Annotated in this window: 16 protein-coding genes; 14 read left to right on the top strand and 2 right to left on the bottom strand. The window is 48.1% G+C overall.

What is annotated here, in order from left to right:
• The first annotated feature begins 170 nt into the window (after positions 1-170).
• The 6 genes from NFR43_RS03240 to NFR43_RS03265 all read left to right on the top strand — a co-directional run bounded on the left by NFR43_RS03240 (position 171) and on the right by NFR43_RS03265 (position 8,685).
• Positions 171-2,849 carry a mucin-binding protein gene (locus NFR43_RS03240; protein ID WP_251546455.1) on the top strand — a complete coding sequence of 893 codons (2,679 nt, stop codon included), beginning with the start codon at positions 171-173 and terminating at the stop codon, positions 2,847-2,849.
• Between the two features lie 202 nt (positions 2,850-3,051).
• Entirely contained in the window at positions 3,052-5,562 is a 2,511-nt protein-coding gene (locus tag NFR43_RS03245; RefSeq protein ID WP_251546457.1) for an ATP-binding cassette domain-containing protein, read from the top strand.
• Positions 5,563-6,107: 545 nt separating this feature from the next.
• Positions 6,108-7,040, top strand: coding sequence for an L-lactate dehydrogenase (locus tag NFR43_RS03250; protein ID WP_251546459.1), 933 nt, complete (start codon positions 6,108-6,110; stop codon positions 7,038-7,040).
• A 64-nt stretch (positions 7,041-7,104) separates the two neighbouring features.
• Positions 7,105-7,434, top strand: coding sequence for a MazG-like family protein (locus NFR43_RS03255; protein WP_251546461.1), 330 nt, complete (start codon positions 7,105-7,107; stop codon positions 7,432-7,434).
• A gap of 129 nt (positions 7,435-7,563) precedes the next feature.
• Positions 7,564-8,103 (top strand): phenolic acid decarboxylase, encoded by a 540-nt coding sequence (locus NFR43_RS03260; protein WP_251546463.1) that lies wholly within the window; start codon positions 7,564-7,566, stop codon positions 8,101-8,103.
• Between the two features lie 36 nt (positions 8,104-8,139).
• The gene (locus tag NFR43_RS03265) at positions 8,140-8,685 is read left to right on the top strand and encodes a PadR family transcriptional regulator (protein ID WP_251546465.1); all 546 of its coding nucleotides are present in this window, start codon (positions 8,140-8,142) and stop codon (positions 8,683-8,685) included.
• A gap of 39 nt (positions 8,686-8,724) precedes the next feature.
• Here NFR43_RS03265 and NFR43_RS03270 read toward each other — a convergent pair whose 3' ends face one another.
• Positions 8,725-9,432, bottom strand: a complete 708-nt coding sequence (locus NFR43_RS03270; protein ID WP_251546467.1) for a winged helix-turn-helix domain-containing protein — start codon at positions 9,430-9,432, stop codon at positions 8,725-8,727.
• A 121-nt stretch (positions 9,433-9,553) separates the two neighbouring features.
• On the opposite strand from NFR43_RS03270, the gene NFR43_RS03275 reads away from it, so the two are divergent.
• From NFR43_RS03275 to NFR43_RS03300, 6 genes are all read left to right on the top strand, one after another.
• On the top strand, positions 9,554-10,420 hold the full coding sequence (locus tag NFR43_RS03275) for a phosphate ABC transporter substrate-binding protein (RefSeq protein WP_251546469.1): 867 nt from the start codon (positions 9,554-9,556) through the stop codon (positions 10,418-10,420).
• A 2-nt stretch (positions 10,421-10,422) separates the two neighbouring features.
• Positions 10,423-11,325 (top strand): phosphate ABC transporter permease subunit PstC, encoded by a 903-nt coding sequence (gene pstC / locus NFR43_RS03280; protein ID WP_251546470.1) that lies wholly within the window; start codon positions 10,423-10,425, stop codon positions 11,323-11,325.
• The gene (gene pstA / locus NFR43_RS03285) at positions 11,322-12,203 is read left to right on the top strand and encodes a phosphate ABC transporter permease PstA (RefSeq protein WP_251546472.1); all 882 of its coding nucleotides are present in this window, start codon (positions 11,322-11,324) and stop codon (positions 12,201-12,203) included. Before pstC ends, pstA begins: the two co-directional genes overlap by 4 nt.
• Before the next feature lie 8 nt (positions 12,204-12,211).
• Positions 12,212-12,967, top strand: coding sequence for a phosphate ABC transporter ATP-binding protein PstB (gene pstB / locus NFR43_RS03290; protein ID WP_251546475.1), 756 nt, complete (start codon positions 12,212-12,214; stop codon positions 12,965-12,967).
• An 11-nt stretch (positions 12,968-12,978) separates the two neighbouring features.
• Entirely contained in the window at positions 12,979-13,680 is a 702-nt protein-coding gene (gene phoU, locus NFR43_RS03295) for a phosphate signaling complex protein PhoU (protein WP_251546476.1), read from the top strand.
• A gap of 71 nt (positions 13,681-13,751) precedes the next feature.
• Positions 13,752-14,510, top strand: a complete 759-nt coding sequence (locus tag NFR43_RS03300; protein ID WP_251546477.1) for a putative ABC transporter permease — start codon at positions 13,752-13,754, stop codon at positions 14,508-14,510.
• 46 nt (positions 14,511-14,556) lie between these two features.
• Here NFR43_RS03300 and NFR43_RS03305 read toward each other — a convergent pair whose 3' ends face one another.
• Positions 14,557-16,494: an elongation factor G gene (locus NFR43_RS03305; protein WP_251546478.1), complete on the bottom strand. Its 1,938-nt coding sequence runs from the start codon at positions 16,492-16,494 to the stop codon at positions 14,557-14,559.
• 175 nt (positions 16,495-16,669) lie between these two features.
• On the opposite strand from NFR43_RS03305, the gene NFR43_RS03310 reads away from it, so the two are divergent.
• Together NFR43_RS03310 and NFR43_RS03315 are read left to right on the top strand one after the other, a co-directional pair.
• Positions 16,670-17,455, top strand: a complete 786-nt coding sequence (locus NFR43_RS03310) for a glucose-1-dehydrogenase (RefSeq protein WP_251546479.1) — start codon at positions 16,670-16,672, stop codon at positions 17,453-17,455.
• Between the two features lie 29 nt (positions 17,456-17,484).
• On the top strand, positions 17,485-18,429 hold the full coding sequence (locus NFR43_RS03315) for a YczE/YyaS/YitT family protein (protein ID WP_251546480.1): 945 nt from the start codon (positions 17,485-17,487) through the stop codon (positions 18,427-18,429).
• Positions 18,430-18,624: the final 195 nt, after the last annotated feature.

Genomic DNA, 18,624 nt, shown 5'->3' on the forward strand with positions numbered 1-18,624 from the left:
TCTTTTTTATTATATTACAGTGTGCCGATGTCAAGAATGCTGGGAGTTGATAACCGCGTGAAATGTTTTAATCCCATTATGTTTTGCGTTATAATATAAAAGGTTATGTATATATATATTAAATAAAAGATTATAGATATATATTAATAATAACTATTGGAGGAGAACTTATGCGAAAAAATAGGCAAAAACTAAATCGTGCCAATGAAAAGCAACAAAATTATCGGTTATATAAAGCTAAAAAGCAATGGATAACCGCTTGTGCCACGCTCTTCTTGACTCTTGGAGCCAGTGCAGTTGTGGCTACGAGTGTTCAGGCTGATGAAGTATCGACAACTTCAGCTGATGACCAGCGTGATGTGGCGGTAACCAGTCAAGACAATAGCAATAGTCAAACGAGTCCAGCGGTAAAAACTACTAGTACGGCGTCAGAGATAACGAAAATGGCATCAGTGGCTAATGATCAAGCACATCAGCCGGACCAGAGCCGTTCAGTTAAGGACGATCACGCCCTGGAAGCTAGTACCACTGTTGAAAAGACTGCTGATGTAACCATCAGCCGCGAATCAATTGAGCAAACTTACAATGGTCAAGCTGCTACAATTCCAGACGGTATTGCTTATTCGATCAAACCAGCAGACCAAACCACTTTACCAGAGGAGGTAAATAACATTGACTTTAATGTAGATGACTATTCATTTACAAATACTAATGGCGAGGTTATCGATCCGCCAACCGTAGTCGGTACTTACCACATTATTTTGAATGATAAGGGATTAACCAAGTTAGAGAACGCTGCACCAGACGTTTCTTTCAATTATGATCCTAAGACTTCCTATGTGATTTATCAGATTACTCGTGCCCAAGCTGTTGTTGAGTTAATGAGCTCTGGTTCTAAGACTTATGATGGTCAACCAGCTACCATGGTTATTAATGCTACAGATGTCAAAGCAACGGGTATTGTTAATGGCGAGAGAGTTGAATTAAATGGTTTGAACCTACTAGACGATTTAACTTGGACAGCTGCAGATAATAATTCAGTTTCGGGATTACCAACTGATGTCGGCACTTACAAAGTTACTTTTAACGAACACGCAGTTAAAACGTTAGAAAATGATAATCTAAACTACACCTTCAGCACTACAGGTCAGTACATTTATACAATTACCCCATTTGCAGTGACGATTACGACGACTGGTACTGCAAAGGTGTATCCCGGGACCACGACCATTCCGCAGGGTGCTTACAACCTGAGCTATGGTGATCAGACCATGCCAACTGGCTGGGTGGAACCAACGGTCACGGAGGATGACTTTGCATTCACGGGTGACCAGCCTACCGCTGATACCGTTTCAGGGACCTATTCCGTAAACTTCAAGGGTGGTCAAGACGCCTTACAAGAGTTGCTTGGTTCCAACTACACAGTCACTTACACACCAGCGAGTGATAACTACGTTGTTCAAGAGACCGAAGGGACAGAAACCATTCAGTACGTTGACGCCGACGATCTAAGTAAGGTGGTTGGTACCCAAGAGGTGACTGGCAGTGTTAATGCTGAAGTACCATTTACCGCCCAACTACCTGAAAATTGGAAGTTGGCGGATGGTGAAGAGTTGCCGACCCAAGTGCAAATTAAGAATGGCACGATTAAAATCAAGGTGACCCATGATACTGAGGAAATTAACCCGTCTGACGAAAAGCCAAGTGGCGTTCAAGAAGCCGATTGGAAGCAGACTTATACGCGGCAAATCACGGTTACTGAACCAGGTCAACCTTCGCAAACGATCACGCAGGAAGCTGTTTACACCAGAACCGTCACGGTTGACAAAGTCACCGGAGCCGTGGTGGGGCATGGTGGTTGGCAATTGGCACGCAACGGTTGGACGGCCTTTATCGTGCCAACGGTCGCTGGATACACTGCTGTCATTTCACCAGCCAATAGCAACTTAGGTGAAGTTGAAAATCCAGGCGCAAATGAAGAGATCACGATTACCTACACTGCAAATCAGCAAACTGGGAAGATTTCTTACGTTGGTCCCGATGATCTGGAAGTTGGTTCGACGACCTTAACTGGGCAGACTGGCGACGTTATCAAGGTTTCACCAGTAGCACCAAGTGGCTGGAAGGTTGTCCCGGGACAACAGATTCCACAAACGGTGACAGCGACTGCGGATGGGATTCCGACCGTCATTGTTCACGTTGAACATAATTCAATTACGGTTGATCCTAGTGATCCCAAGACGCCAGCGGATAAGTTGCCTGACGACGTCACCCCAGGTAAGGATTACCCGGGCGGCGATTATTATCCAGCTGGAGTGGCCAAGGATGATCTGACGAAGACCATTACGCGGACCATTATTGAACAACTCCCAAGCGGTGCCAAGACGGTGACGCAATCCGTCACCTTGACCCGGGTAGCCAGCGTTGATTTGATTACTGGTGAAGTTACTTACGGTGCCTGGACGACGGATCAATGGCCAGCATTGGTTCCAGAGGCCGTTGCGGGCTACACTGCGGATCCAGCGAATGTACCGGCTGCAGATGTTACTTCAACAACCGATGATCAAACGGTCATTGTAAAATACTTGAAGAACAATTCTGGTAATTCAGATCATCAGCAATCAGGGGCACCACAACCATCAACCCCAACGACGTCAGACCAAGGTTCACAGACTGCAACGCCGACTCAACCACAACCTTCACGTGGTCAGGGTCACCAAACGCAAACACCAGCCCACCAGTTGCCACAAACTGGTAGTCAACAAAATTCTGGAGCGGCCTTAGGCTTGCTGGGAATTATTTTGGCTGGGATGCTCGGTCTTGGTAAACGGAAAAAAGAAGATGACTAGTTAGAAAGGAGAATATTAATAATCGGCTCCTAGCCGTGGTGTAAAGTCGCTAGGGCCGATATTTTTATAGAATTATCGCGAACGTTCGTTTGCTTTTGCTAAGGAAACGGGTATAATAATTTTGAATTCTACATTTCAAATTATTCATAAACCGGTAACTAATGATTTAGGTAATTGAATTTATTTGAAAGGAGCCATCACGATGCCAAAACTACCGACCCAAATTGAAGTGCGCGGGGCCAAAGTGCACAACCTGAAAAATATTGATGTTGACATTCCCTTACACAAGTTTGTGGCTGTTTCGGGGCTTTCAGGATCCGGCAAGAGTTCCTTAGCGATGGGAATTCTCTACGAAGAAGGATCGCGGCGCTACCTGGAGGCACTGTCGACCTATACCCGACGGCGGATTAAGCTTGGGGCCCAAGCGGATGTCACAAGCGTCAAACATATTCCATCAGCCTTGGCGCTGAAACAGCGGCCAAGTATTCCTTCGGAACGGGCCACGGTGGGAACGACGAGTGAAATTTTAAATGTGATTCGCTTAATCTTCTCGCGGCTCGGGTCACCAGTCTGCCCGAACGGTCACCGGTTAAAGCCAAGTCTCAAGATTGCTCAGGCCATGAGCCAGATGGGCGATCAGCTAGGCAAGATCACCTGCCCGGTTTGTGGCGAAACCTTCAGTGCCTTTAGTGCCGAAGACTTTGCCTTTAATTCGACGGGCGCGTGTGAGAATTGTCATGGGACCGGTCAAGTGCGGACGTTAGATGAATCTAAACTGATTGGTGATGAAAACCTAAGTTTGGCGGATGGTGCGGTAGCGTCTTGGCACTTGCCAGGGCGGAATTTCATGCCGAGTGTGGCGCAACAGGCTGGCGTCCGGATCCACGTGCCATATAAGGACCTAACTGATAAGGAAAAGGACTTTGTCCTCAACGGTCCGGAAAAGAAGTACAGGATGGATTTGCGCTCCGGAACTGGCCGGGTCTTTCACGATTTCAACGCCTTGTACGAAAACGCCCACGCTGCCGTTTTGGCTTCGGCCAAGTCGAGCAAAAGTGAACGGGCGCAGAAGCGGATTAGCGAATTCTTCCATTATTCCACCTGCCCGGTCTGTCACGGGACCCGCTTAAAACCAGAATTATTGCACCAATTAGCCGGCGGCCTCAACATTGCCCAGGTTTGCGACCTTAGTCTTGGTGAATTACCGGCTTGGCGAGATCGGATCATGGACGAATTACCGGCTGACATGCACACGATGGCGAAGGCATTATTCAAAGAATTTGATGATAACTTACATCCACTCCTGGAGCTTGGCCTGGATTATCTGACGCTGTCGCGAAACGGGAATACGTTATCGACGGGGGAATTACAACGGATCCAGCTAGCCCGCACCTTGCGGACCGCCACCACTGGTGTTTTGTACATCCTGGACGAACCGTCAATTGGCTTGCACCCGGACAACATCACGGGTTTACTTCATGTATTCAAAGAACTTGTGGCCCAAGGCAACTCCCTCGTGGTGGTTGATCACAACGTGGACATTATCAAAGAAGCGGACTGGATTATCGAAATCGGCCCGGGTTCTGGTGAACAAGGGGGCCAGTTGATCGCCCAAGGGACGCCTCAGCAAATTGCCCAGGATACTGACTCCAAGATTGATCCCTACTTGAATGGCACGGCGCAATTGTTAGCCCGTAAACCGGTCAGCCTCCAAGATGCTGAGCAAATTAGTTGGCGGGTCCAGGATTACTTCAATTTGCATGATGTTCAGGCCAATTTGCCAGTTAATCGGTTGAGTGCCGTCACCGGTTTTTCTGGCGCCGGGAAAACCAGCCTGATTTTGGACAGCTTAGTGCCGGCCATCAAGGCCAAGCGTGACGGGGTAGCCTTACCAAAGCAGGTTACGGAATTAGAATCACCGGTCAAAACCGTCGTCAGTGTGGACGCGGCGCCGATTGGGAAGACCCAACGGTCTACGGTGGCTACCTACACGAGTATTATGGACAACCTGCGGCGGTTGTTTGCTAACCAGCCATTAGCCAAGGAAAAGCACTATACACCGTCATATTTTTCGTACAACAACAAGCAAGGGGCCTGTCCGAACTGTGGTGGGGCGGGAGTAGTCACCCTGGATATCCAGTTCTTGCCGGATATGCAACAGGAATGTCCAGTTTGTCATGGTGATCGCTACAACCCCGCAGTTCAGGAGGTTAAATGGCATGGTTACTCGATCGTTGATATTTTGAAGTTGGATGTCCGGGAAGCCTTGCCGGTCTTTGAGAAAGTTCCCAAGATTCATCGGGAATTGGAACTCCTGCAAGAAGTCGGACTTGATTACCTCCACCTCGGTGAAAGTACGCCGACCTTATCAGGTGGGGAAGCTCAACGGCTGAAGTTGGTCAAACACCTCAATCACGATCAAGCACAAACCCTGTTTGTCTTTGATGAACCAACGATTGGGTTGCACCCGCTTGACGTGAAAACCCTGGTGGACGTGATGCAACAATTGCTGGAGCGAGGGGCGACGATCGTGACGATTACCCATGACTTGAACCTGATTGTGAACGCTGACTACATGCTCGATCTCGGTCCACGGGGTGGGCAAAATGGGGGCCGCATTGTCGCTAGTGGCACGCCAACGGAGGTGAGCCAATCAACTGACAGTTTAACAGGTCAGTATTTGAAAGAGTATGTTGGACGGTTTAGTAAATAAATGTAAGATTTAGCAGTGACTCTAGTATGTGTTTCCATACTAGAGCCTTTTTTATGATTTGTTAGATGATTAAGCAATCATGTTTGCTAGAATAATTTTCTTACAATCTGATGAGTAGTGATCATCGGGAAAATATTGACTTATTAGGCTTAGTTATCACGCTAAATAGCTAATTTTGAGTAATGATTATTTATGTAACGAATTAAAGTGGCTATTATGTATATAATATCCCCTGTAAGTTGCTATTGATGCTTCTGAAGTCTATTCAATTCAGGAAACGAAACATGTTCTCCATAATGAGGCTAATCGGCAGAATTTAATGGATTCAATCCATCAAGCAGAATCAGGGGATACTAAATTGTTTACCTCTGAAGAATTTGAGAAATTAGACGATCTAAATTGAATATTAAATTTAATTAGCGTGATTACACGCAGTATAAAAGATTAAATAATTCAGGTGAGCTAACTTGCGTCACGGCCCCTCTAGTGATAAGATTAAAAATTAATTAGAGACATCACATGATATTCAAAGAGAGGATGATTCGATGACGCGCAAAATTGGTGTGATTGGCGTGGGCCACGTTGGTTCCACAGCCGCTCATTACATTGTTGCGAACGGCTTTGCCGATGATTTAGTGTTAATTGATAAGAATGAGGAGAAACTCCACGCGGACGTCTTAGATTTTCAAGACGCGCTGTCCAATTTACCTTTCCACACTAATATTATCGAAAATGATTACAGCGCCTTAGCTGACGCGGATGTGATCATTTCTGCAGTGGGGAACATTAAATTGCAGGATACGCCAAAGGTAGACCGGTTCGTTGAATTACCATTTACCCGGGACGCGGTTAGTGAAGTTGCTCAAAAGATCAAGGAAAGTGGTTTCCACGGCGTGATCATCGCGATTACGAACCCAGTGGACGTGATTACTTCCCTGTACCAAAAGATTACTGGGTTACCTAAGAACCAAGTGATCGGGACGGGGACGTTGCTAGATTCCGCGCGGATGAAGCGGGTCGTGGCCGAAAAGTTTGACGTTGACCCCCGTTCCGTTAGTGGTTACAACCTTGGTGAACACGGCAATTCCCAATTTACCGCTTGGTCAACCGTCAAGGTGATGGACCAACCAATGACGAAGTTAGCTAAGGAAAATAACTTAGACCTGGATGAATTAGATCATGACTCTAAGTATGGTGGTTGGCTTGTCTTCCACGGTAAGAAGTACACGAGTTACGGGGTGGCAACGGCGGCAGTCCGGTTGGCCAACACAGTTTTGTCAGATGCGCATACTGAATTACCGGTTTCCAACTTCCGTGAAGAATACGGGGTTTACCTCTCATATCCAGCCATCGTTGGTCGTCAAGGAATTATCAAGCAATGTCAGTTGGATTTAACTGATGAAGAGCTGGATAAATTACAAAATTCGGCAAACTTCATCAAGGAAAAGTACCAAGAAAGTCTCGACGCTTTGAAATAGTTAGCTTAGAAAGTCGCTCTGTGGAGCGGCTTTTTGCATGATGAAAAATCTAGGAGGAAATAAGATGAATTACGAAGAATTAATTCCGAAAATTTATGAATGGGCCCACGAACGACAAATTGATCAGGCCGATCCCCGGGTGGAATTTATGAAAATTGCGGAAGAGGTCGGTGAACTTTCAGCAGCCTACAATAAGCAGCAACATGCTGAACTCGTCGACGCGATTGGTGACCTGCAGGTGGCCCTGCTGATCTTTAGTAAGCTCGTTGGTGTTGACCATCAAGCAGCATTGACCGAAGCCTACAACACGATTAAGGACCGCCATGGAAAGACCACTGCAGCCGGGGTCTTTATTAAGGACGCAGATTTGCATCAAGGGAAAGAAGCGCAATAATGAAGACCCGCTAAGTTGGAAAGGTTGCCGAACTTAGCGGGTCTCGATGTAGTTTCTTTATTAATTTGATTTTATGTTGATAACGACATATAATAGCAAAGCATACTCAAACAAGAAAAGGATAACAACATGACTGAAAAACAATTTAAAACTTTAGACGATTTCCTTGGCACACATTTTATCTATACTTATGATAATGGTTGGGAATACGAATGGTATGCGAAAAATGATCACACCGTTGATTACCGAATTCACGGCGGCATGGTTGCCGGTCGTTGGGTTAAGGACCAAGAAGCCAATATTGTAATGTTGACGGAAGGGATTTATAAAGTAGCTTGGACGGAACCCACCGGAACTGATGTGGCGTTGGACTTCGTGCCAAACGAAAAGAAGTTGAACGGGACGATTTTCTTCCCCGCCTGGGTGAAGGAGCATCCGGAAATTACGGTGACCTTCCAGAACGAACACATTGATCGGATGCACGAAGCACGGGAAAAGTATGCTACCTATCCAAAATTAGTGGTGCCAGAATTTGCGCACATCACTTATATTGGTGACGCTGGTCAAAATAACGAAGACGTGATTTCTGAAGCACCATACGATGGTATTATCGATGATATTCGTGAAGGACGCTACTTCGACGAAAATTACAAGCGGATTGCAAAATAGCGTATAATCAGGGAAGAAAGACGAGGAGGTAATTGCATGCCGAAACGACGAATTCTTCCCTTTATTATTTTGGGAATCACAAACACTCATCAGCGTATTACGGGACGGGAGATCACGAATACCTTTAGTACCGAAATCGGTGATTTTTGGCAGGCATCCCACAGTCAGATCTATCCAGAATTGCGGCGGATGACGCAGGATGGCTGGTTGACCGTGAGCACCAGTCCCACCAATAGTAAAGAAAAGTACTACGACATTACTGATGAAGGGCGCCAAGTCCTCAATGAGTGGCTGGGTCAGTTGGTAGATGAATTGCCGATTCACCAAGACCTCTTTTCATTGAAGTTATTTTTCATTCAACAGGCCGATGACCCACGAATTGGCGATTTAATTAACCAACAAATGAAGCTCCTGAAACAGAACTTACACCACCTCAAGCAACGTGAACAGCAGGTCTTTCCGAATGAGGAGGCGGTTCAGCACCATTACGGACATTATTTAATCCTCAAGCGGGCAATTTCGCGGACGCAGGGACAGCTAGAATGGCTCAATGAAACGAAGAAAAAGTTGAAAATTAGATAATGAAAGCAAAAAAGTGACCGCCAGGAACTCTAGCAGTCATTACACAAGTTTGTAGCCGAATCCGCGCACCGTCAGCAAGTGCACTGGTTTGCTTGGCTGGTCTTCCAGCTTATCGCGGAGGTGGCTAATATGGATATCCACAATTCGCGATGATTCTAATAGGTCATACCCCCACACCCCATTCACGAGTTGTTCCCGACTCAGTACGTGACCATGGTGGTCATTGAGAAAAGTTAATAATTGAAATTCCTTTGGCGTCAAGTTAATCTTGGCGCCATTTTTAATCACGGTGTAGTCATCCTGATTGATTTGCCAGTCACCAATCATTGCGTTATTTTCAGTGGCTTGGCTAGTATCCCCCTGGTGACGAGCAGGAATTTCTTGATAGGTCCGGAGCCGTTGGGAGAACATGGCACCGTAGATCGTCTCGTTAAATGGCAAAGTGACCACGTCGTCGACCTTGGCTTGATAAAGTTTACGGATTTGCCGTTCAGACGGTTGGCTTGCGAACACGGTCACCGGCCCGGTAATCAGGTGGCGAACCAGGGTCATTGTGGCAGTCGTGGTGTCGAGGGTCACATCGTCTAAGTCCCACCAAACTCCCGCAATCTGATGATGTTCTAAGGCAACGACAAGGCCGGTCGGGGTGGTCAATTGGGAAACATGACCACCAAGTTGGTGGGCGAGTTTTTGTAATTTCGCGACCAGGGGCAGGTTTTGACTCATAACTAAAAAGTACTTTGGCATCTTGATCTCCAACATTTACAAAAGCTTTACATTCCATCAATTCAAAATTTACATCGGCTTGCTATGCTTTATTTGTATCATATGAGAATTTAGAACTCAAGTAAGAAAGTTGAGAGTAGAGATGAAAAAGGTTATTACCAGTGGAGTAGTGATCCTGGTGATCGGTTTATTAGGTTGGGGATGGTATACGGCCCATCATCAACCGGCGGCTGACAAGGTGACGGTCGTTGGTTCTACGGCGTTGCAACCATTGGCAGAGGCGGTTGCCGAACGCTATCAAAAAACTCACCATGCCAATATTATTGTGCAAGGTGGTGGCTCGGGAACCGGCCTCAGTCAGGTCCAGGCTGGGGCAGTCAATATTGGTGCTTCTGACATTGCGGCGAGCCAAAAAGAGGGGATTAATGCCGCTAAGCTTCAGGACCATATTGTGGCAGTTTCTGGAATTGTTCCCGTGGTGAACCCCAAATTAGGGGTCAAAAATTTATCCATGGCCCAATTACGGGGGATTTTTACTGGGCGAATTACCAACTGGCAAGAAGTTGGTGGACCTAATTTACCGATTACGGTGATTAACCGGGCCAGCGGTAGTGGAACCCGGGTGGCTTTTGAACAAACAGTCCTCCAACCGGGAACCGAGTCGATTAACGCCCAGGAACAAGATTCGAACGGGACCGTCAAGGAGATTGTTTCTAACACGCCCGGTGCGATCAGCTACATTGCCCTCGCCTACATGAATAATCAGGTACAGGCTTTAAAAATTGATGGGATGAGCGCCACGGCCCAAAACATTACCACCAATGCTTGGCCGTTGTGGTCGTATGAACATATGTATACGCAAAAGCATTCGTCCAAAGCGACCACAGCGTTTATCCGGTACATGCAGTCACATCGGGTCCAGTCATCAATTGTCAACGCGGCCCATTACGTTAGCATTCATGACATGCAAGTGACCAAAACGGATACTGGTCAGGTAAGGAGGAAGTAATCATGCAGGGACCACAGCAAAATCTGCTGAAGCCTTCAAAGGAGAGTCGCGAAGAGTGGCTCGGTAAATTAGTCAGCGGCCTGGCCATCGTCCTGATTGGTGGCTTAGTGAGTGCGATTCTGATTTTCTTGACCGTTAAGGGAATTGCGCTCTTTGTCCAAGGGGAGTTTTCACTTGGCAAGTTTTTAACGGACACGACTTGGAGCATGAGTAATCATGATTATGGGGCTTTGCCGATGATTATCACATCGTTTTTGATCACGGTTTTAGCGGGAATTGTTGCCTTACCAATGGCGATGATCGTCGCCATTGCAATCGCTGAAATGCTTCCCCAACGGGTTGAACGATACCTCAAACCCGTTATTGAACTCCTGGTGGGAATTCCGTCAGTGGTTTATGGTTACGTTGGCTTGACGTTGATTGTCCCTGCCTTGCAAAGGCTCTTTGGTGGCACAGGTTTTGGAATCCTCGCGGCAACTTGTGTACTCTTTCTGATGATTTTGCCGACGATGACGTCAATGAGCATTGATAGTCTCCGTGGGGTACCACAGGACTACCGACGAGCTTCGGCTGGACTGGGGGCAACGCGCTGGCAGACGATCACCCGCGTAGTCCTACCGAGTGCGCGGGGTGGCATCTTGACCGCCATGGTTTTTGGCATGGCGCGGGCCTTTGGGGAAGCGCTGGCGGTGCAAATGGTGATCGGGAACACGACCATCATGCCCAAGGGACTGCTTGACCCGGCAGCCACACTCACTAGTGTCCTCACAACTGGAATTGGTAATACGGTGATGGGGACAACCGCCAATAATGCCCTGTGGTCGTTGGCGTTGATTTTACTCATCATGTCATTAGCATTCAACATCTTGATGAAACTATTTAACAAACGGGGAGGTCAACGATGAAACCAGAAAAAGTTGATCGTTTAGCGACCTATTTGATCTTAGCGGGGGCTAGCCTAGTCGGAATCATTGTGCTCCTCTTATTAGGCTACCTCCTCGTGACTGGTTTACCGCACGTTTCCTGGCATTTTTTGACCAGTAGCTCGGAATCATTCCGCAGTGGTGGGGGTATTCGGGACCAGCTCTTTAATTCCCTGTACTTGGTCGTGTTAACCCTGCTGGTCTCGGTACCGTTAGCCTTAATTGCGGCAATCTACCTCAGCGAATATGCACCAACAAACCGGTGGACAGAACTTCTCCGGTTGGCGATTGAGGTGCTGAGCTCGCTGCCGTCCGTTGTGGTGGGGTTATTCGGCTATTTGGTTTTCGTTCTCCAATGGGGGTTTGATTTCTCGCTCCTGGCCGGGGCATTCGCTTTAACGATTTTGAACTTGCCATTACTGACCCGCAGTATCGAAGACGCTCTCCACCAGGTACCTGCCTTGCAGCGCCGGGCTGGGCTTGGTCTCGGAATGTCGAAGTGGCGGGTCACAACGAAAATTGTGCTTCCGCAAGCCTTATCGGGGATTATCACGGGCGCGATCCTGAGTGCGGGGCGGATTTTTGGTGAGGCGGCGGCCCTCATTTACACGGCTGGTCAAAGCGCTCCGGCGATCGATTATCAGAATTGGAATCCCTTTAGTCCAACCAGTTTTCTGAACCCCATGCGGCCCGCCGAAACGTTGGCGGTCCACATTTGGAAGGTTAATAGTGAAGGACTGGTTCCTGACGCCCGGGCGGTCTCGAATGGCTCGGTGGTCGTCTTGATCATCACCATTCTCTTGTTTAACCTCTTGGCCCGGCTGCTTGGCAACTTGATTCAACGACGTTTAGCAAAGTGAGGAGTATCATGACAACAGATCCAGCATTACAAATCCAAAATTTAACGATTTCCTACGGGGAAAAAGAGGTCGTTCACGACGTTTCAATGAAGTTTCCGGCTAACCAGATCACAGCTCTCATTGGGGCATCGGGTTCCGGAAAATCGACTGTTCTACGGAGCTTGAACCGGATGAATGATGACCTGGCGACGGTTGATGGCCAGATCCTGTTTGAAGGACTGAATATTAACCAGCCCGATGTCAATGTTTACCAGGTCCGGCAGCGAATCGGAATGGTCTTTCAACAACCGACCCCGTTTCCGTTATCCATTTACGAAAACGTGATTTACGGCCTTCGTTTAGCCGGGGAAAAGGACAAACGGGTGTTGGATCAGCGCGTTGAGGAGAGCCTCAAACAGGCGGCCCTCTGGGACGAAGTCAAAGATCAATTGAAGGAGAGTGCTTTTGCACTGTCCGGTGGTCAACAACAACGGCTCTGTATCGCCCGGACGTTGGCGGTCCGACCGGAAATTATCTTAATGGATGAACCGACGAGCGCTTTGGATCCTCTGTCGACGAGCCAGATCGAAGCAACGATGGTCGATTTGAAAAAGGATTTTACGATGATTATCGTGACGCATAATATGCAACAGGCTTCCCGGTCAGCGGACTGGACGGCCTACCTCGACCAGGGACGGTTAGTTGAGTTTGACAGGACCGCACAAATTTTTATGAACCCGCAGCAACAACAAACGGCGGATTACCTTAGCGGCAAGTTTGGATAGGAGGAACGAATGTGGGAGTAATTTTTGATGACGAATTAAAACGACTCCGGAGTCATTTCATGGAGATGGGGATCGACGCGAGTGAACAGATTTATCAAGCGACCCGCGCCTTTGTTGACCATGATGAACAGTTGGCCCGGCAGGTCTTAAATAGTGATTTGAAAATTAATGATGAAGAAATTAATTTGGAAAAACAAGCCCTCAAGCTGATGGCACTGCAGCAACCGGTGGCGGATGACTTTCGGAAGATCATCAGTATTTTAAAGGCCAGCACCGATATTGAACGGCTGGGGGACTATTCGACCCACATCGCGCGTTCGGCGATTAGCCTCAGCGGGCGTGATCACGATGCAGCAATCGAAAATCAGATTGAAGAAATGATGATGATCATTCGCAAAATGCTCGAGCGGGTGATGGATGCCTACGTCTACACGAACGAGCAGGAGGCTTATGAAGTCGCCAATGAGGACCTCAAGGTCGACCTGATTTATGTTCGTCAACAAAAGGCGATTATTAGTGCCTTGACCGCTGGTGGCAAAGATGTGAAGGCCTACGAAAATTACCTATCTGTATTGCGTAACCTCGAGCGGGCGGGTGACCACATTGTCAACTTGGCTGAATGGGTAATCTACAGTGGCTCAGGAAAATTGGTGGAACTCAATCCGGGTAAGGCGGATCCGGATTTGGTGAAACGGAAATTAGCGGAGCAATAATCAAATTAATGGCTAAATAACGGACTTTCCCATATTATGGGATTAGTACTTTAGACGGAGTGTGCTACAAAATGCCATATACCATTTCAGAAATTATCGTGCTGTTCTTTACGTACTCAGTCATTGGCTGGTTGTGGGAGACCTGCTATTGTTCTCTCAAAGACCATCATTATGAATATCGGGGGTTTCTCTTTGGACCGTACTGTCCTGTCTATGGGTTTGCGGTCACGACGATTTTGATTTGTACTAAAGACGTGCAAGATCATCTGCTGTTATTGTTTATCGTGGGCGTTGTGGTGGCAACTGTCTTTGAATACTTTGCCAGTCTCTTTTTGGAAAAGGTTTTTAAAATGAAACTGTGGGATTACTCACATTTATGGGGGAACATCCACGGTCGGATCGCACCAGTGATTTCCTTTTTCTGGGGGATTGGGGTGGTTTTCCTGGTCAAGGTGATTCAACCGTTTATTCAAGACGTGATTAATGTTGAGGAACAGTTGACCCACGGTTGGCTAGCAGTTGGGATTACTATCGTGATGGGCATTGATACGGCCTTAACGATGATCAGTGTCGAACGGTTCCACGTTACGACCAAAATGTGGGATCAACGGATTAATGGCCTGTTGTGGCACCTTCGTGAGAAAGCCGGCCATGAATTGAGCGATGCTAATGGTTGGCGAGCGTTTGTTTTAGCCCACTTCAAAGACGTCAAGTTACCAACCCTCAGTTGGAACCACCAACGCTTGGTGAAGAGTTTCCCACGCTTACGGGTGTTGGATGCACCAAAATTTACAGCATTGAAGCATGAAATATCGAAAAAACAAAATTAATCTGAAACGTAATAAGCAGGAGTGTCCAATTTTAGGGCACTCCTGCTTATTTTGTGCGGTATTCGACATGGGCCGCCACGGGGACTTGATCCCATTTGACGGGGTACCCAGCGCCGTGGGCACAGAAGACGGAATCTGGCGTATTATCAAGATCAGCTGTCGGCACGTAATTGGCAGCCGCGATTACCTCGTCGGCATTATAACATGGTTGATAACCTGCAAAACTGAGTTCCAGGTTACCCTGACCGTGGGTGTAGGTTCGCACCGTTGTGGCATAATCACGCATACTGGCAACTGGCGCAGTGCCGGTGATGATATTCATTTGCTGTTGGTCGGATGGTTCCTGGAGCTGAAAGTCGCCGTGCATCATTTGAATATCATTAATGGCCCGGCCCACGTTTTCTGAATCAACCGTGAGGCGGAAATGGTACCACGGTTCCAGTAATTCACAAGCTTGTTGGTGTTTTAACATCATCAGCCCTTGGCGAACTGCCCGCCAGGTGGCTTCGCGGAAGTCGCCACCCACGGAGTGTTTAATGCTCCCCCGACCGTTGATCAGGGTGATTTTAACGTCCGTCAGGGGAGCACCGATCAGGACACCCCGGTGTTCCTTACTGCGTAAGCTGGTCATAATCCGTTCCTGCCAATTGTGTTTTAAAATGTCAACGCTACAATCCTGCGCAAAGGTCAGGCCACTTCCCCGGGGCGCTGGCTCCATTAGGAGGTGGACTTCGGCATAGTGGCGGAGGGGCTCAAAGTGACCAACGCCCTCCACGGGGGCAGTGATCGTTTCTTGATACAGAATCTCGCCGTCTTGAAAACTGACGGAGTAACCATAGCGCTCTTGAATCAATTGTTGCAAAATTTCTAGTTGCACTTCGCCCATGATTTGTACGTGGATTTCTTGGGAATGTTCAGAACATTGGACATTCAAGTGGGGATCCTCATCCTGGAGTTTGCGCAACACTTTCAGACAGGTTTGCGGATCGACGTCTTGGGGGACAACGGCATAGGTGAGAACTGGTTGAATGGCGGAAAGTTGGCGGTCAGTTAACGTGCCGAGGCCCTGACCAGGGAAGGTCGTGGTTAGCCCCGTGACCGCACAAACGTCACCGGCAGTCACGCGAGGTTGAAGGGTAAATTTGCTGCCGTTATATGTCCGGATCTGATTGACCTTCTCTCCAGGCAACAATTCAGTTTTGGCGGCGAGGATGCCGCCGCTGACCCGGAGCCAGGTGAGGCGGTCACCCTGGTCATCATGGGAAATTTTGAAAACGCGGGCACCAAATTCTTCACTAGTCGTGGCGGGCGCTTGCGTCCACTTGGTGAGCCCCGCGATTAATTCATCAACGCCCGTCAGCTTGAGCGCGGCGCCTTGGTAAACGGGAAAGACTTTGCGGTTGGCAATCAGTTGCTGAATGGTTGCGACCCTGAGGGTGCCGTTCGTCAGATACTCATCGAGGGCCTGGTCGTCACTGGTGGCAATGTCTTCCATTTGATCATCAAGTTCGTCCGCCGCGAATGGCAAGCAAGCGGCCTGAAATTCAGTTTGTAAATCTTTAATCACCCGTGTCGGATTTGCACCAACTACGTCCGTCTTATTGATAAAGATAAAGGTGGGAACTTGGTATTGAGCAAGGAGGCGCCATAACGTGCGGGTGGATCCTTGAATGCCGTCCGTGGCCGAGACCACCAGGATGGCGTAGTCGAGTACGGGGAGCACTTGCTCCGTTTGAGCCGCAAAATCAATGTGGCCGGGAGTATCTAATAGGGTCAGTTGCAGGTCTGGAAAAGTTGCGACGGCCTGGTGGGAGAAGACTGTGATTCCACGTTGTTGTTCAATTTGTTCGGGATCGAGGAGGGCGGTTCCATTGTCAACCCGGCCTAACTGACGGTGGGCGCCGCCTTGATATAAGAGGGCTTCTGACAGGGTAGTTTTCCCGGCATCGACGTGGGCAACGATCCCCGTGACGAATTTTTTCATAACGATGGTCTCCTTTACTGAAGGTACTAAGGGCATTTTAGCATAAGTGTCGTAAAATAAGCTGCGGCATTTAGTATGTTCAAAACGTATACTGGTATTGAGATTTAGTGCTGTTGCCAGTTAGCATTCCTGACTATACTAATGACAATCAATTCGCAATGAGGAGGAAATACAAATGTACGAAGATTTACAAAACAAGGTTGCAGTGATTACTGGTGGTTCCAAGGGCATTGGTACGGCGATTGCAGAACGGTTTGGCAAGGAACACATGAAGGTGGTCATTAATTATCATTCCGACGCTGCTGGTGCAGATGCGGCCGTCAAAACCGTCGAAGCAGCTGGTGGTCAAGCCTACGCGGTTCAAGCGGACATTAGTGACGAAGCTAGTGCTAAACGCTTGGTTGATGCAGCGGTTGAACACTTTGGTGACTTAGACGTTTGGGTAAATAATGCGGGGATGGAAAACCAACACCCCACGGCAGAGTTATCATTGGCAGATTGGCAACGGGTCATCAACGTGAACTTGACCGGTGTTTTTCTGGGCACCAAGGCAGCTTTAGATTACTTCTTGAGTCATGATAAACAGGGTAACATCATTAATATGTCCTCGGTTCACGAACAAATCCCTTGGCCAACCTTTGCCCACTACGCTGCTAGCAAGGGTGGGGTCAAGCTCTTTACCGAAACGGTGGCGATGGAATACGCGGCCAAAAAGATTCGGGTTAATGCGATCGGGCCTGGTGCGATCAACACCCCAATTAATGCGCAAAAGTTCGCTGATCCAGAACAATTGAAGAGCACGACGGCGATGGTTCCAATGCAGCGGATCGGGAAGCCAGAAGAAGTTGGAGCGGCCGCAGCTTGGTTAGCTTCGAACGAATCTAGTTACGTGACTGGGATCACCCTCTTTGTTGATGGTGGGATGACCCTGTACCCTGCCTTCCAAGGTGGTAAGGGCTAAAAAAATCTTAATGTGGGAGATGATTGAGAATGGTGCAAGCAGTCAAAAAGCCCTCGTTCGCGAACTTAAGTTGGCGGACCTTGATGTCGTTGGCCGGGATTACAATCCTGTCATTGGGGACCGCATTACTCCGTGGTGGTCGGGTTGGCTTAGACCCATTCACGGCCACTAACACCGGTGCTTCGAGCCACTTAGGCCTCAGCCTTGGGGTTTACCAATTGTTGGCCAACCTGGTAATGTTTGTCTTTATCTTGTTCATGGACCGGAAAAAGATTGGTATTGGTACGGTCTTGAACATGGTATTGGTCGGTTTCGAAATTGAATGGTTTACCACTTTGTATAACCGGGTGTTTGGGACCCAAGTTAACCCCATTATTGTCATTTCAAACCTGATTATCGGGTTGGCGCTCTTCACGTTAGGCGCCTCCATGTACATGGGGGCCGAATTAGGGGTCGCACCATATGATGCGATCGCTCCAATTTTGGCTGACCGACTGCATACTCAGTACCGGACAATCCGGGTCGTTCAAGACGTACTGTTCATGGTCGTGGCCTTTTTACTAGGTGGCCCAGTTGGCTTTGGTACGATCATCGTGGCCTTCTTTACTGGCCCCCTGATTACCTTCTGGGACCAGCACGTGAGCTTGCCAATGCGGCGGGTCATTGATAAGACAGAACAATATTCAGCGGGCCGGACGGTTGGTTACATGCTAACTAACTTTGGTCGGAGTAGCTATGAATTGATTTCCCGTTCTTATGAACTGACTAATTTGATGCAGCGGCGCATCTCTCAATACTCACCACGTGACATTGAAGACCAGATTAAAATTACCCGGCGCAACATGGAAATTTCGCGGGCCTCGTACCAACAATCAGAGCGACGGTACAATATGCTCCGTGAAGAATTACAGCGGCGCAAGGAAGTTGCTAAGGCCAACGGTGACCCCGTGGACCAGAGCTCTGAAAAATTCTAATTTATTTTTCACAGGGTTGGGTGAAAGGCTCAGCCCTTTGTAATTTCTAAAACATTAATGTTACATCGCAGTAGCGCTGGCTGGCAGTTGAAACGCTGATCGCCCAGCGCTTCAACTACCTAGCCATCCTTGCGGAGGTGGGACAACGAACTAGCTCAGCTAGTTCTGTCCCACTCTCATTTTTTAGCCAAAGGA

This window comes from Limosilactobacillus caecicola (assembly GCF_943192935.1).
In the GTDB taxonomy this organism is placed as follows: domain Bacteria; phylum Bacillota; class Bacilli; order Lactobacillales; family Lactobacillaceae; genus Limosilactobacillus; species Limosilactobacillus caecicola.

Bases quoted from the DNA above. Each gene is read 5' to 3' on its own strand.
- NFR43_RS03260 (WP_251546463.1), top strand. From the start codon at position 7,564: ATGACTGAAAAACAATTTAAAACTTTAGACGATTTCCTTGGCACACAT.
- NFR43_RS03300 (WP_251546477.1), top strand. From the start codon at position 13,752: ATGCCATATACCATTTCAGAAATTATCGTGCTGTTCTTTACGTACTCA.
- pstC (WP_251546470.1), top strand. From the start codon at position 10,423: ATGCAGGGACCACAGCAAAATCTGCTGAAGCCTTCAAAGGAGAGTCGC.
- pstA (WP_251546472.1), top strand. From the start codon at position 11,322: ATGAAACCAGAAAAAGTTGATCGTTTAGCGACCTATTTGATCTTAGCG.
- pstB (WP_251546475.1), top strand. From the start codon at position 12,212: ATGACAACAGATCCAGCATTACAAATCCAAAATTTAACGATTTCCTAC.
- NFR43_RS03270 (WP_251546467.1), bottom strand. From the start codon at position 9,432: ATGCCAAAGTACTTTTTAGTTATGAGTCAAAACCTGCCCCTGGTCGCG.
- NFR43_RS03310 (WP_251546479.1), top strand. From the start codon at position 16,670: ATGTACGAAGATTTACAAAACAAGGTTGCAGTGATTACTGGTGGTTCC.
- NFR43_RS03255 (WP_251546461.1), top strand. From the start codon at position 7,105: ATGAATTACGAAGAATTAATTCCGAAAATTTATGAATGGGCCCACGAA.
- NFR43_RS03250 (WP_251546459.1), top strand. From the start codon at position 6,108: ATGACGCGCAAAATTGGTGTGATTGGCGTGGGCCACGTTGGTTCCACA.
- NFR43_RS03315 (WP_251546480.1), top strand. From the start codon at position 17,485: ATGGTGCAAGCAGTCAAAAAGCCCTCGTTCGCGAACTTAAGTTGGCGG.
- NFR43_RS03275 (WP_251546469.1), top strand. From the start codon at position 9,554: ATGAAAAAGGTTATTACCAGTGGAGTAGTGATCCTGGTGATCGGTTTA.
- NFR43_RS03240 (WP_251546455.1), top strand. From the start codon at position 171: ATGCGAAAAAATAGGCAAAAACTAAATCGTGCCAATGAAAAGCAACAA.
- NFR43_RS03305 (WP_251546478.1), bottom strand. From the start codon at position 16,494: ATGAAAAAATTCGTCACGGGGATCGTTGCCCACGTCGATGCCGGGAAA.
- NFR43_RS03245 (WP_251546457.1), top strand. From the start codon at position 3,052: ATGCCAAAACTACCGACCCAAATTGAAGTGCGCGGGGCCAAAGTGCAC.
- NFR43_RS03265 (WP_251546465.1), top strand. From the start codon at position 8,140: ATGCCGAAACGACGAATTCTTCCCTTTATTATTTTGGGAATCACAAAC.